At 71.5% G+C, this 13,004-nt stretch carries 11 protein-coding genes; 4 read left to right on the top strand and 7 right to left on the bottom strand.

The genetic code is table 11. The features are described from left to right. The first annotated feature begins 2 nt into the window (after window positions 1-2). The 3 genes from CLV40_RS12370 to CLV40_RS12360 are packed head-to-tail and all read left to right on the top strand — an operon-like array spanning window position 3 to window position 3,542. Entirely contained in the window at window positions 3-971 is a 969-nt protein-coding gene (locus CLV40_RS12370) for an ABC transporter permease (protein WP_104478992.1), read from the top strand. Continuing rightward, complete coding sequence (locus tag CLV40_RS12365; protein WP_104478991.1) at window positions 968-1,801, top strand: ABC transporter permease; 834 nt, start codon at window positions 968-970, stop codon at window positions 1,799-1,801. The genes CLV40_RS12370 and CLV40_RS12365 overlap by 4 nt, the downstream gene beginning before the upstream one ends. 1 nt (window position 1,802) lies before the next feature. Then, on the top strand, window positions 1,803-3,542 hold the full coding sequence (locus tag CLV40_RS12360) for a dipeptide ABC transporter ATP-binding protein (protein ID WP_104478990.1): 1,740 nt from the start codon (window positions 1,803-1,805) through the stop codon (window positions 3,540-3,542). On the opposite strand, the gene CLV40_RS12355 is transcribed toward CLV40_RS12360, so the two are convergent. From CLV40_RS12355 to CLV40_RS12350, 3 genes are all read right to left on the bottom strand, one after another. After that, window positions 3,543-6,983 carry a hypothetical protein gene (locus tag CLV40_RS12355; protein WP_104478989.1) on the bottom strand — a complete coding sequence of 1,147 codons (3,441 nt, stop codon included), beginning with the start codon at window positions 6,981-6,983 and terminating at the stop codon, window positions 3,543-3,545. Next, on the bottom strand, window positions 6,980-7,135 hold the full coding sequence (locus CLV40_RS37950; protein ID WP_181043459.1) for a hypothetical protein: 156 nt from the start codon (window positions 7,133-7,135) through the stop codon (window positions 6,980-6,982). The genes CLV40_RS12355 and CLV40_RS37950 overlap by 4 nt, the downstream gene beginning before the upstream one ends. 115 nt (window positions 7,136-7,250) lie before the next feature. After that, window positions 7,251-8,930, bottom strand: coding sequence for a choice-of-anchor P family protein (locus CLV40_RS12350; protein ID WP_146108008.1), 1,680 nt, complete (start codon window positions 8,928-8,930; stop codon window positions 7,251-7,253). Between the two features lie 349 nt (window positions 8,931-9,279). Here CLV40_RS12350 and CLV40_RS12345 point away from each other — a divergent pair, with 349 nt between their 5' ends. Further along, window positions 9,280-9,714, top strand: coding sequence for a hypothetical protein (locus tag CLV40_RS12345; RefSeq protein WP_104478987.1), 435 nt, complete (start codon window positions 9,280-9,282; stop codon window positions 9,712-9,714). A gap of 16 nt (window positions 9,715-9,730) precedes the next feature. Here CLV40_RS12345 and CLV40_RS12340 read toward each other — a convergent pair whose 3' ends face one another. From CLV40_RS12340 to CLV40_RS12325, 4 genes are read right to left on the bottom strand one after another with little or no spacing between them, the layout of a single operon-like run. After that, on the bottom strand, window positions 9,731-10,108 hold the full coding sequence (locus CLV40_RS12340; RefSeq protein ID WP_104478986.1) for a DUF4436 family protein: 378 nt from the start codon (window positions 10,106-10,108) through the stop codon (window positions 9,731-9,733). After that, window positions 10,105-10,875 (bottom strand): carbohydrate ABC transporter permease, encoded by a 771-nt coding sequence (locus CLV40_RS12335; protein ID WP_374065063.1) that lies wholly within the window; start codon window positions 10,873-10,875, stop codon window positions 10,105-10,107. The genes CLV40_RS12340 and CLV40_RS12335 overlap by 4 nt, the downstream gene beginning before the upstream one ends. After that, window positions 10,872-11,765, bottom strand: a complete 894-nt coding sequence (locus CLV40_RS12330; protein WP_104478985.1) for a carbohydrate ABC transporter permease — start codon at window positions 11,763-11,765, stop codon at window positions 10,872-10,874. The genes CLV40_RS12335 and CLV40_RS12330 overlap by 4 nt, the downstream gene beginning before the upstream one ends. Continuing rightward, window positions 11,762-12,997 carry an ABC transporter substrate-binding protein gene (locus CLV40_RS12325; RefSeq protein WP_104478984.1) on the bottom strand — a complete coding sequence of 412 codons (1,236 nt, stop codon included), beginning with the start codon at window positions 12,995-12,997 and terminating at the stop codon, window positions 11,762-11,764. Before CLV40_RS12325 ends, CLV40_RS12330 begins: the two co-directional genes overlap by 4 nt. Between the last annotated feature and the right edge of the window lie 7 nt (window positions 12,998-13,004).

The raw sequence follows: 13,004 nt of genomic DNA, 5'->3' as shown, positions 1-13,004 counted from the left end.
CCGTGGCCTCGTCGACCGCGCCGCGCCGGGGTTCGCCGACCCGGTGGCTGCTGGGGCGCCTGGCTGTCGGCCTGCTGGTGCTGTTCCTGGTGTCGGTGCTGCTGTTCCTGGTGACGCAGGCGCTGCCCGGGGACATCGCGCGGATCATCCTCGGCAAGGACGCGACGGCGGCGCAGGTGGCCGACCTGCGGGGGCGGCTCGGGTTGGACCGGCCGCTCGTGGCGCAGTACTGGCACTGGCTCACCGGTGTGCTCGGCGGCGACCTGGGGACGTCGTTGGACAACGGCAGGCCGGTGGCGGACATCCTCGCGCCCCGCGTGCTCAACTCGTTCACCCTGGGCCTGATGTCGATGGCCCTGATCCTGCCGCTGTCGGTGCTCATCGGCGTGTTCACCGCGTACCAGCGGGACAGCCTGCCGGACAGGGCTTTTGTGGCGGTGTCGTCGCTGTTCACCGCGCTGCCCGCGTTCGTCGTCGGCATGCTGCTGATCGCGTTCTTCGCGACGTCGGTGTTCAGGGTGCTGCCGGGGGTGTCGAACATCCCGCCCGGCGACCTGCCGTGGTGGCACCCGGCCGAACTCGTGCTGCCGGTGACCACGCTGACGCTGATGGGCGTCATGTACCTGGGGCGGCTCGTGCGGGCGTCGTTCATCGACGCGATGGACAGCGAGTACGCGCAGATGGCGGTGCTCAAGGGGCTCAGCGGGCGCCGGGTGCTGTTCCGGCACGCGCTGCCCAACGCGGTCGCGGCGAGCCTCCCGGCGGCGAGCCTGGTCGCGGCGGTGACGATCACGGGCGTCGTGGTGGTCGAGTACGTGTACTCGTACCCGGGGCTGGGGACGGAGTTGGTGAGTGCGGTCAACGCCCACGACCTGCCGGTGATGCAGGCGTGCGTGCTGGTGCTGGCCACGGCGTACTACGTGTTCAACCTGCTGGCGGATGTGTTCACGACACTGGGGAGGTCGCGGTGAGTACTTCGGTGCTGGGTCGGGCCGCGCGCACCGGGCGGGCCCGTCTGGGGGTGGGCCTGCTCGGTGTGGTCGCGCTCGTGGTGGTGCTGGGGCCGGTGTTCGCTCCGCACCCGTACGACGCGATCGTCGGGCCGCCGCTGGCGGACCCGAGCGGGGCTTTCCCGCTGGGGACCGACATCCTCGGTCGGGACGTGCTGAGCCGCTTGCTCGACGGTGGGGTCAACCTGACCTGGATGGCGGTCCTCGCGGCGGGGATCGGGGTCGTGCTCGGGTCTCTGGTCGGGCTCACGGCCGCGTACCGGGGTGGCGCGGTCGACGCGGTGCTCATGCGGGCGATGGACGTGCTGCTGAGCTTCCCGGAGATCATCTTCGTGCTGCTGTTCGTGTCGATGCTCGGCCGCAGCACGGTGTTGACGTCGGCGCTGGTCGGTGTGGCGTTCGTGCCGGGCGTGTCGCGGGTGCTGCGCGGCGCGGCGATTCCCGTTGTCGGCAGCGACTACGTGCTGTGGGCGCGGGTGAACGGGTTGCCCGCCGGGCGGATCCTGCTGCGCGAGGTGCTGCCGGGGGTGACCTCGCCGCTGATGGTGGAGGCCGGGACGCGGCTGGTGTGGGCGGTGTCGGCCATCGCGTCGTTGAGCTACCTGGGTTTCGGCATCGCGCCGCCCGCCGCGGACTGGGGGCTGATGGTGGGTGAGAACCAGGACGGGCTGTCGGTGGCGCCGCTGCCGGTCCTGGCGCCGATCGCGTTGATCCTGATGATGGCCTTGGGCGGCAACCTGGTCGCCGAGTCCGTCGCGCGGACCGTCGGCCGCACGGAAGGGAGGGTGTGACGTGGAGGTCGAGGTTTCCGGTGTCACGGTCCGGGCGGACGCCACGGGGCACGACATCGTCCGGGACATCGGGTTCGAGCTGGCCAGGGGCTCGGTGCTGGGCGTGGTCGGCGAGTCCGGGTCGGGCAAGAGCACGCTCGCGTTGGCGTTGCTGGGTTTCGCGCGCAAGGGCGCGACGATCACGGGCGGCCGGGTGGTGGTCGATGACGTCGACCTGCTCGCCCTGCCGGAGAAGGAGTTGCGGCGCGCCAGGGGAAGCAGGGTCGCGTACGTGCCGCAGGACCCGGCGACGGCGTTGAACCCGAGCCTGAGCCTGGCGACGCAGCTGACCGAGGGACTGCGGTTGCCCCGGCGGGAGGCGCTGGCCCGGGTCCGGTCGTTGCTGGAGGCGGTCGGGCTGCCCGGCGACGACGCCTTCCTGCGGCGGCGGCCCCGGCAGCTGTCGGGGGGCCAGCAGCAGCGGGTGGCCATCGCGATGGCGGTCGCGCCGGGTCCCCGGTTGATCGTGCTGGACGAGCCGACGACCGGCCTGGACGTGTCGACGCAGGCGCGGGTGCTGGAGGTGGTGCGGGAGCTGTGCCGGTCGCGGGACCTGGCGGCGATCTACGTCTCGCACGACCTGGCGGTGGTGGCGGAGGTCGCGGACCGGGTGCTGGTGGTGTACGGGGGCGAGGTGGTGGAGCACGGGTCGTTGGCCCGCGCGGCGCACCCGTACACCCGGGCCCTGCTGGCCGCGGTGCCGTCGTCGACCCACCGGCACCGGCTGGTGCCGATCCCGGGCCGGGCGCCGGGGATCGGCGCGGACCGGTCGGGGTGCGTGTTCGCGCCGCGGTGCGCGCACGCGGCGGAGGAGTGCTCGTCGCGTCCGCCGTTGGTCGAGGTTCCGTCGGGGACGTTGGCGCGGTGCTGGCGGACGGCGGAGGTGGCGCGGTCACCCCGGCCTGCCGTTGTCGTCGATGCGGCTCCCCCGTTCTCCGGCGACGAGATTCTGACGGTGTCCGGGTTGAACGCGGGGTACGGCGGTCGACAGACCCTGTTCGAGGTGTCCTTCGGCCTGGCGCGGGGCGAGTGCCTGGCGTTGGTGGGTGAGTCGGGCAGTGGGAAGACGACGATGTCGCGGTGTCTGGTGGGCTTGCACGAGGAGCAGGAAGGGAAGATTGTTTTCGACGGCCAGGTGCTCGCTCCTCGGCGCGACAAGGACCTGCGGCGGGAGTTGCAGTACGTCTTCCAGAACCCGTACGGCTCACTCAGTCCACAGCGGACTGTCGAGAGCAGTCTCCTGGTTCCGCTCAGGCACTACTTCGGCCTGAAGGGCACCGAAGCCCGACGGCGTGCCCACGAGGCCCTGGACCGCGTCGAGATCCCCACCCACCTCGCGAACCGCTACCCCGCCGAACTCTCCGGCGGCCAACGCCAACGCGTGGCCATCGCCCGAGCCCTCGTCTGCCGACCCAAGCTGCTCATCTGCGACGAGATCACCTCCGCCCTGGACGTCTCGGTCCAGGCCGCGGTGGTCGAACTCCTCCGCTCCCTCCTGGCGGAGGGCCTGTCGATGATCTTCGTGACGCACGACCTGGCTGTCGTCCGAAGCATCGCCGACACCGTCACCGTCCTCAACCAGGGCCGAGTCGTGGAGAAGGGCACGGCGGACGCCGTGCTCTCCTCCCCCACCCACCCCTACACGCGCTCGCTGGTGGCCGCCACCCTCGACGTCCCCGACACCTTCGAGCACGCGGGGTAGTCACTCGTCGTGGTCGTCCTCCGCCTCCCTGTCCCAGTGCCTGCCCTGCGCGCGCAGGGACTCGGCGTGGTCGCGGAGGACCCGCGCGGTGTGCGGCCAGTCGAGTTCGACGTCGGCGGCCCAGGCCAGGTACTTCGCGGCTGAGGCCCGCTCCTGCTGCCCGCCGTCGTACACGCCTCGGGTCGTCATGCCGATGTCGTTGCTCATGCCGGTCAGGAAGCCGATGCGGATCTCGTCGGCGTCCTCCAGGTCCAGGACGTCGCGGATCGCCTCCGCAGGCCAAGCCCCGTCGGCGCCGACGGGACCTGCCGAGATCAGCGCCCCGATGGACCGGTCACCGCTCTTTCGAAGGTTTGCCTGGAGGAGGAGCTCCCGCGCCGCGGAGACCCAGCCGTGCAGGAACTTCCCGTCCACGACGTCGTCTCGGTGGCCGGGGACGCGGCGCATCCGCTCGGCGGTCAGGTAGAAACCCGTGGCGTCGGGGTTCAGCTTTCCGTTCGGGAGGTAGCGGAACTGGTGCAGTTCGACGAAGGCGGAGGCATCGCCGGAGATCAAGTCGAGCAGCGTCTGGGGCTGCCAGTCGTGGAACAGGCCCGCGAACATCACCTCCCACCGGACGATTTCGCGCGCGGCGCAGTCGGTCTCGCGCAGGTACGCCAGAAGCCTCTCCAGTTCGTAGGAGATGTCGGGCCGCGCTGTGCCCGGGGCGTCCACGAGTGCCTGGAAGGTGGCAACCACGAACTCCACCGGAGGGCGCCACGAACTGTTGTGGTCGTGCAGCACCATGACCAGGCCGTCGATGGCCGCACCGGCGCGGCAGGCTCCGAGGATCTTGGCGAGGTATCCCTCAACCGCCCCCGTGGGGAACGGGTAAGCCGGGGTGATCTCCCAGAAGCGCTGTCGGGTCTCCTCGCTTTCCGCCGCCACCCGCTCGTACGCCCAGTCCACGGGCACCGCCAGCAGGAACGCCACACGGCGCGAGACGTCATCAGGAACGCTGTCGACGACTTCCGCGCACCATTCGGCACCACCGACACGGGCGCGGCAACGAACCCAGCCCTCCGCCAACTCGCTGCCAAGGACGTTGAAGACCTCTTCGCGCGCGGCGTCGCCCGTCACCCGCGCCAGCGCCCACCCGACGGAATCACCCCGCGTACTTGCCTCCGCCAAGCGCGCCAGGCCCTCGAACCCTTGGTGGTCGAACACCTCAGCGACGACCTCTTGCCTGCGGGCGTCCACCGCCGCGTGGTGGGCCTCATGATCGGTCCGGTCAACTCCCGGCAAGGCGGGGTGCCAGGAGAACAACCAGGCGTGCCTGGTCGGGTCCGCGACGGGTTCGATCCGCTTGGCGAAGAGCGTCAGGCGCTCCACCTCGGCAGGCGTGCGGTGTTTGGGTTCAGCGTCACCGTCGATGGCGCGGTTGAGGATCGTCGTCACCTGGGTCCACAGCTCGCCCAGCTCGTGCTGGTGGAGTGGGCTGAGAGAGGCGTTCTCGAGGGCACCCAGGAGCCGCTCGCGCCAGCTTTCGGGGAACCGGGCAACCCTGGGCAGGTAGTCCGCCCAGCGGCGTGGGTCGGTGATCAGATCGGCCTCGATGGCGTCGAGCAGTGCCGCCCCGTACGCGGTCAACCCGTCCGGTGCGGCGGACTCCGCGCTGGCCCAGTCCTGCCGGACGCGGGGACGCGCCGGGTGGGCCAGGAACCCGCCGTGGCGGGTCAGGTCGTCGAGGAGTCGCCAGCCCACCTCGGGGTAGCGCTTGCGCACCTGGTTGATCAAGGCCGAGCGACCCTCGACCGGGATGGGGCTGATCGGCGCTGCCGTGAGCAGGCTCGCCAAGGTGTTGGACGGGCGGTTCGCCAGGCGGCCACCCGGATCGATCTCGGCCAGCCGCGCGACCGACAGGGTCGCGAGCGAGCGGTGATCCGCCGACCAGGCGAGGGTCTCCAATGCCCAGAGCAGCCCGGAGTGCGGGGAGTGGTGTCCCGCCACGCCGTCGTCGAATATCAGGCGGAGCAAGGGATCCGGCGCCCGTGTCCCCGCACGGACAGCGTCGAGGAAGACTCCGGGCGCGGCTTCCGCCAGCAGCGGCAGCACGTCGGCGAGCGAACGCCAGAGCAGGCCGGTCCGGTCGTCGTTCGCCTCGCGCAGCAGCGCGCCGACGATCCGGGACGCGTGGTTCTCGCCCGTGTCGCCCGCCACGGCCCCGGTGTCACCCAGGCGCGCCAAGCCTTCGGCGATGCCTTGGCGCAGGTCGTCGGACCAGCGCCGCCGGATGTCCCGCAGCCCGGCGGTGAACGCCTCCCCCTCGGGGAGCGAGAGCACCGGGTCCACCTCGCCGAGCACCTCGGCCGCGGCGTCGGCGAACCGCGCCAGGTCGGTGCCGGTCATCCGGGACACCAGTTGGGACCAGGCGTCGAACGGGTCGGCGAGTTGCCAACGGGAGCCGCTGCGGTGGACCAGTGGGTCCGAGGAGGTGGCGTTCGCGGCGAGGAAGCGGTCGACGGCCGGGTAGTCGTGCCCGGTGACGCGCCCGATGATCTCGTGATCGACGGCATTGGTGGCGGGCCAGCGACCGATGAGCGCGAGCGGGGTCGCGATCGCGGAGTCCTGCGCCCACGGTGGGCGTGACCTGCTCGGCATGAGCCTGCGCATGAGGGCGCGTTGGCTCCGCCTGGCCAATCCCGCGTACTCGTCGGCCAGGTGCGGTGGCGTTCCGGCGGCCAGGAAGGCGTCCCGGGCCAGGTCCCTGGGGACACGCGGCAGTGTCAGCCCATCGGCGCGGCGGACGAACGCGTCTTGGGCGATGAGCACGTGCCGCTGGTTCTGGTTGTGGCCGACGAGGACGTCATCGCTCACCACGACCGCCGGGAACGACCGCGGGATCTTGGCCGCGTGCTCCCACCCGGCCCGCGAGGTGACGCGCACCGCGCGGGACGCGGGACCGAGGACCACTGCGGCGAACTCGGCGACCTCGTCCGTCGTCTGGCCTTGGAGGACGAGGGTCCCTGGTGAACCGGCCAGCCACGACCGCAACCGATCGGCGACCTCCGCGCGGCCCAGCAGGGCAAGACCCTCGGGCAGCGCGGTCGCCGCGACGCGCTCGCGGTGCCACGCGGCCAGGTCCTCGATCCCTTCGCGGACCCCGACGCCCAGCGCCGGGGCGGCGGTGATGAGGCGATCCACCAAGCCGGGGAGGGCGTGCGCGTCGCGGTAGGTGAGGCGGACGTACTGGCGGACGGCCAGGGACGCGAGGTCGGGCGGCAACTGGTCCGCGCCGTGCATGCGACCGCTGTCTTCAAGGATGGGGATGACCGGTTTCCCCGCCGCGAGCACGGTGGCGATCTCCCGCCGCACGATGTCGTCCGGGTCGAACAGGCGCGCGCCGAACTCGGACAGCCACCGGTCGCCGATCACCACGAGCATCGCGTCGCAGGTCTTCACCGCGTTCCACAGGATCGGCGGGTATTCGTGCCCGACATCGATGGACCGCTGGAGCGGAAGACCTGGTCTGGGCCGAGCACACCGGAGAGTGCCGCGTCCAGCCAGGCGGCCTTGTCCTGGCCGTCGCCGACGCGGAAGTTGATGAACAGCATGTGGTGAGAGTGCCTTGCGGGTGCGTTGGGCTTCAACGGGTTTCCCGTCGCCCGAGTGCGTAGTCGCGGGAAACCCTCGGCGGCGCGGGGATGGAGCCCCGCGCTGCCGGCCGGGTTACAGGTTGCAGGGGGCGCCGGGGGTGTAGAGGGCAGCCCGGGCGTGGCCGATGGTGATGTCGGTTCCGGCGATCAGTCTGATGTGGAGGGCGTTGACGGAGATGCCGTTGGCGGTTGGTAGTTGTTCGTTCGTGGTCACCGTGCCGACGAGGGGGATGGTGATGTTGAGGTTCTTCAGCGGCACGATCGGCACGCCCGCCACGCGGAGGTTGGACAGGGTGCTGGTGCCGGAGGTGGTGACCGCGCCCGTCGGCGTCGTCGTGGCCACGGCCTCGGCGCGGAGTTCGTCGGCGGTGATCAGCCCGCCGACGAGGCTGAGCGAGGCGGTGCGGGCGGTGGCGCGAGCGGTGCGGAGGCCGTCGGCGCCGGTGGTGCCGACCGCCTCGTTGTCCATTGTGGATACCGAGCCGACCGGGAGCGGGGCGCCCACGAGGTGGCTGGTGCGGGTGGCCGGGTCGGTGGCGCAGGTGAGGTCGGCCGGGGACACCGGCGGCAGCGCGGCGAGCAGGGTGGACACGCGGGCGCCGTAGGCGTGGGCGTCGTAGGTGTACGGCGGCGCCGTGACGGTCAGCGTCGAGCAGCCGGGCGGGTCGAGGCCGATCAGCGGGCCGACGTCGGCGGCGCAGGTCGTGTAGGTGCCGACGGTCTCCGGGCGGACCGGGACGGTGACCGCGCAGGAGGCGGCGCCCGCCGGGATGGTGCCGGTGGCGCGCAGGCGGAAGTCGCCGGTCGCCGGGTCGAGGGCGGTGTCGGCGCAGGTCGTGGTGGCCGGGCCCGCCGGTGCCACGCCGGGTGGCAGGTCGAGGGTGAACGACCAGCCCGCCTTCTTGCTCAGCTCGCTGGTGTTGGTGACCGTCAGCGTCAGCGCGGACGTGCCGCCGACCTGGATGGCGCCCGGGTCGTAGGCGACGTCGAGGCGCGGGGTCACGTCGAGCACCCGGATGTTGTCGAAGGCGCTGTCGTTGCCGTTGCCGCTGGGCTGCTGGTTGACCAGCCGCAGGCCGACCGACGTGCCGCTGAACAGCACGGGGGCGTCGCTGTGGAAGGTGCCGACGGAGGTCGCGTCGACGACGGTCGTGGCGTCCTCGCACGGGGTGATCGGGCGCTGGAACGCGGGGACGGCGGTGGTGCCGTCGAGCAGGTAGAAGGCGTAGCGGGCGTGGTCGGCGTAGCAGTTCTGCTCGGCGACGTCCACGGAGAACGCCACGAACCGGTTGGTCGCGGTCAGCGGGATCGGGGTGACGGTCTCCAGCTGGGTGCGGCCCGCGCCGGGGTTGGTGTGGGTGTACGCGGTGACGGCGTGGTTGGTGGCACCGGTGCCGTCGGCGTGGTCACCGAGCACCCGGGCCAGGTCGCGGACGCGCGGCCACCACCCGCCGCAGCCCGCGCCGGGCGGGTCGGTCGCCTGGTTGAGCGCGGAGGCGATGATGCCGTTGCACGAGGTCAGCCAGACCGGGTCGACGCGGTAGGTCTGCGCGAGGGGCGCGGGTCCGGTGTAGTCGTCGACCCAGATGACGCCCGAGCCCTGGCCGTTCTCGAAGTCCTCGGCGAAGACCACCCTCGGTGCGAGGGGGTCACCGGGCGCCGCTGTGGCCGGGGTCGAGACGACCAGCAGGGGAACCGCCAGCAAGGTCACCGCGGCGAGGGCTCGCCCCCTGCGGCGTGATGGGACATCCACGACAGAACCTCCACGGGTCGACAATCCGGGCCACTCGGTTCCATCGCGACAGCCGGGTCGCCGGTTGCGCGGTTCGGCGGTGACCACCCCACGGTGCGGGGCGGTTCACCGTGACCGCCCAACCCCGACACCCCGCGAGGACCGCGCGCGGGCCGGTTGCTCTCTCCGGGGCACCACGGTCGGGTGACACCAGCCCAGCGGCGTTGCGCCCTCCGGCCCAACGCGACGGTGCGCCGCCGGTCAACGGCCCGAGCGTCAGTCTTTTGGGCGATGATCGCGGTGCCGCCGGGGTGCTCTGCTTGTCCGGTCCCGTGGTCGGCACGGCACCCTTCGAGGATGGAAACCCTTGATGCTCAACAAGATTCTCCGCAGACGGCCGCTGTTCGCCGTCGCGGCCGCACTGCTCGCGACCATGACCCTGGCCGCACCCGCGTCCGCGTCCGCCCAGGGCGAGGCCGAGGGCTGGTCGTGCCGCGTCCCGGCGGGCTGGACCTGGGCCACCGCGCGCCCGATGCCGCCGCCGGTGTGCGAACCGCTGTACTACGTCGTCGCCCCCGCCGACGGCAAGCGGACGTGCAGCGTCCCGCCGGGGTGGACGTACACCCTGGTTCGCGAGTCCTCGGACTGCCGGTTCGGCGGGACGGGCGTCGCGTACACGTTGAAGACCCCGACCGCCGGCCTGTGGGCGTGCAGCGTGCCTTCCGGTTTCACGTACTCCAGCACGCGGTCCACGACCAACTGCGACCGCGTCGGGGGCGCTTCCACCGAGTACCTGCTCGCCTGACCCCCGGCCCTAGTCCTCAGTGGAGTTGCGGGCCTCCCGGAGCCAGGCCCGCGCGCAGGTCGACGGTGATCGGGACCGGCTCGCCGCGCTCGTCGGTGATCGCGATCTCCAGCGGGATGTGGTGGGTGTCGAACGGGTACAGCGAGGTGTCGCCGTCGGCGGTGAGGGTGGCCTCGCGCAGGGGCATCCACTGGCCCTCGGCGAGTTCGGTGGTGTGGTCGCCGCCGATCTCGTCGAGGGTGAACCGCAGCGGCGTGCGGAGGCTGCCGTCCGCGTTGCGGTAGCGGCCCTCCGGCCGCGTGTCGATGCGGACCTTGTAGGCGTTGTCGTCGGCGTTGATGGTCAGCAGCGTGACCTTGACGCCGACCCGGTCCGGGCCGGTGCTCGCGGTCACTGTCCGGTTAGACCGGTTTCGGTGACGCCGCGGACGAGGTAGCGCTGGGCGACGGCGAAGACCAGCACGATGGGCAGGATGGACACGGCCGCGGCGGCGAACAGGAGTGTGACGCGGGGGTTCTGCGCGGTCAGCAGGCTCGACAGGGCGACCTGGATCGTCCACGTGTCCGAGTCCTGGGCGATCAGCAGCGGCCACAGGAACTGGTTCCAGCTGCCGATGAAGTCGATGACCGCGATGGCGGCGACGAACCCCGTGGCGTTCGGCACCACCACCCGCCAGTAGACGCCCCAGCGGGAGAGGCCGTCGAGGCGGCCCGCTTCCTCCAGGGCGACCGGGAAGTCGAGGAAGAACTGGCGGAAGAGGAACACGTTCAGCGCGCTGAAGAGGCCGGGGACCACGAGGCCGCGGAAGTCGGAGAGCCAGCCCAGGCTGGAGACGACCACGAAGCTCGGTACGAACGTCACCGCCGTGGGCACCATCAGCGTCGCCATCACCGCGTACAGCACGACTGGCGCGTGCCGGTACCGCACCCGCGCGAGGCCGTAGCCCGCCAGCGAGCACAGCACGACCTGACCGGCGGTTTGCAGCACCGCGACCACGGTCGAGTTGACCAGGCTCCGGGTGAACATGAGTTCCTTGTCGGAGAACAGGTCCGCGACCGTCGACCAGTCCGCGCCGATCCCGTCCCGGAGCAGGACGGCGAAGGGCAGCAGGAACACCGCCACCGCCAGGGCCAGCACCACCCAGTGCGCGATCCGAGTCACCGCCGCCTCCGCGAGACCTTGCCGGACAACAGGGTCGCCAGCGCGATCACCAGGGCCAGCACGAGCGCGCCCGCGCTCCCCCGCCCCAGGTCCTGCCCGCCCGAGCCCAACGAGTTGTAGTACAGGTACACCAGCGGCGGCCGGGCGAACGGCGCGTACCCCCGCGAGTCGCCGAGGACGTTGTAGAACTCGTCGAACGCCTGGTAGGCGTTGATCAGGTTCAGGGTGAGGACGGCGACCAGGGCACCGCGCAGGCCGGGCAGCGTGATGTACCGGAACGTCTGCCACCCCGGCGAGGCGCCGTCGATCCAGGCCGCTTCGTAGAGGTGGCGCGGGATCCGTTGCAGCGCGGCGATGAACAGGATCATGTAGAAGCCGAGTTGCAGCCACAACCGGACCGTCACCAGCACGACCCAGTACAGCGGCGGGTCCACGGTGCCGACCCACGCCTGCGGCTCGACACCGAACCAGCCGAGCACGGTGTTCGCCACGCCACTGTCCACTCCGGAGAACAGCGACATCTTCCAGATCAGCGCGGCGACCACGTACGAGCACGCGAACGGCAGGAAGAACACCGACCGGAAGAACACCTGCGCTATGGGAATCCTGTTCACCAGCAACGCCAACCCGAGCGACAGCACGACCGTGGTCGGGATGATGAACGCCGCGAAGACCGTGAACGTGCCCAGGCTGTCGAGGAACGCGCGATCGGTGAGGACGTCGACGTAGTTGTCGAACCCGACGAACTCCGTTGGCGCGACGGTGTTGTGCGCGTCGAAGAGGCTGAGGTAGGCGCTCCAGCCGATCGGCACGTAGGTGAACAACAGCAGCCCGGCGGCGAAGGGGCCGACGAACAGCCAGAAGGTGAGCGCCTCGCGGCCGCGCCTCACCGGTCGAGCCGCGCGATCTCGTCCCGGGCCGTCTGGAGGGCCGCGCGCAACTCCCCCGTGGGTTCGGCGCCCTCGCGGGCGATCCGGGACACGGCGTCGGTCAGCGCGGTGTTGGCGCGCGAGGACCAGCGGGCCGGGTTGGCGATCCGGCCGCCCTCGGTGACGAACCCGACGACGTCCTTGGCGGGCCCGTCCCCGGTCTTGGCGGCGAGCGAGCGCCGGGCGGGCAGGTGGGCGCCGAACGCGGTGGCGAACTCGGTCTGGTACTCGGTTTTCTCGACCCACAACCACTTGACGTACGCCTTGGCGGCGTCCACGTTCCCACTGCGCGCGTTCACCATCGCGCTGTACGCGCCGACCGGCACCGACTCCGCCCCCCGCGAGTCGAGGCGCGGGAACGGCAGGACGCCGATGTCGTCGCCGTGCGCCGCGCGGATCTTCGGCAGGTTCCACAGGCCCGTCCACTGCATCGCGGTGAGCCCGTCGACGAAGGCCCCGGGGTCGGACCAGTCGGTGGGCGCGCCGAGCAGCAGGGCGCCGCTCTGGTGCAGTTCCCGCAGTTTGCCGAAAACGGTGGCGGCGCGCGGGTCGTCGAAGCCGGGGGCCTTCCCGTCGGCGGAGAGGAAGTCCAGCCCGGCGGACCACAGCAGCGGCGCGGTGAGAACGTTGACACCACCGTCGTTTCCGGCGAAGAACCCGCGAACCCCACCGGCGTTGACGCGTTTCGCGGCGTCGATCAGCTCGTCGACGGTCCGGGGCGGGGTCACGCCCGCCTTGCTCAGGAGGCTCGGGCGGTAGTACAGGACCTGCGTGTCGATGGCCTGCGGGATGCCGTAGAGCCGTCCGTCGACCGTTTGGGAGTCGAGCAGGCTCCGGACGAAGTCGTCGCGGGTGTCGCCGAGGAGGTCGTCGAGCGGCACGACCTGCTTCTGCCGCACCCAGTCGACCTTGACCTGGGCCTCGAACACGTCCGGCACCGCGCTGTTCTGCAACGCGGTGACGACCTTGGAGTCGTAGTCGCCGGGGTTCCACTGCACCTCGACCTTCGCCCCCGGGTACGCGGCGGCGTACCGGCGCACGGCGTCCTGGACGCCGTCCTCCCCGTACGCGTGGTACCAGTGCCGCAGCGTCCCGTCCCCGGAACCGCCGCGCCCGGTGTCCGACCCGCACGCGGAAAGCCCCAACAACCCGGCCACCACCAGGAACCCCCGTCGACCGATCTCGGCACCCATCCCCCGA

Source organism: Actinokineospora auranticolor, assembly GCF_002934265.1.
Classification (GTDB): domain Bacteria; phylum Actinomycetota; class Actinomycetes; order Mycobacteriales; family Pseudonocardiaceae; genus Actinokineospora; species Actinokineospora auranticolor.
The sequence above is the reverse complement of the archived record's forward strand: the minus strand, read 5'-3'. Positions and strand labels throughout refer to the sequence as shown.

Excerpts from the sequence above, each read along its gene's own strand:
- CLV40_RS12325 (WP_104478984.1), bottom strand. The coding sequence starts at position 12,997 with ATGGGTGCCGAGATCGGTCGACGGGGGTTCCTGGTGGTGGCCGGGTTG.
- CLV40_RS37950 (WP_181043459.1), bottom strand. The coding sequence starts at position 7,135 with ATGCTGTTCATCAACTTCCGCGTCGGCGACGGCCAGGACAAGGCCGCC.
- CLV40_RS12345 (WP_104478987.1), top strand. The coding sequence starts at position 9,280 with ATGCTCAACAAGATTCTCCGCAGACGGCCGCTGTTCGCCGTCGCGGCC.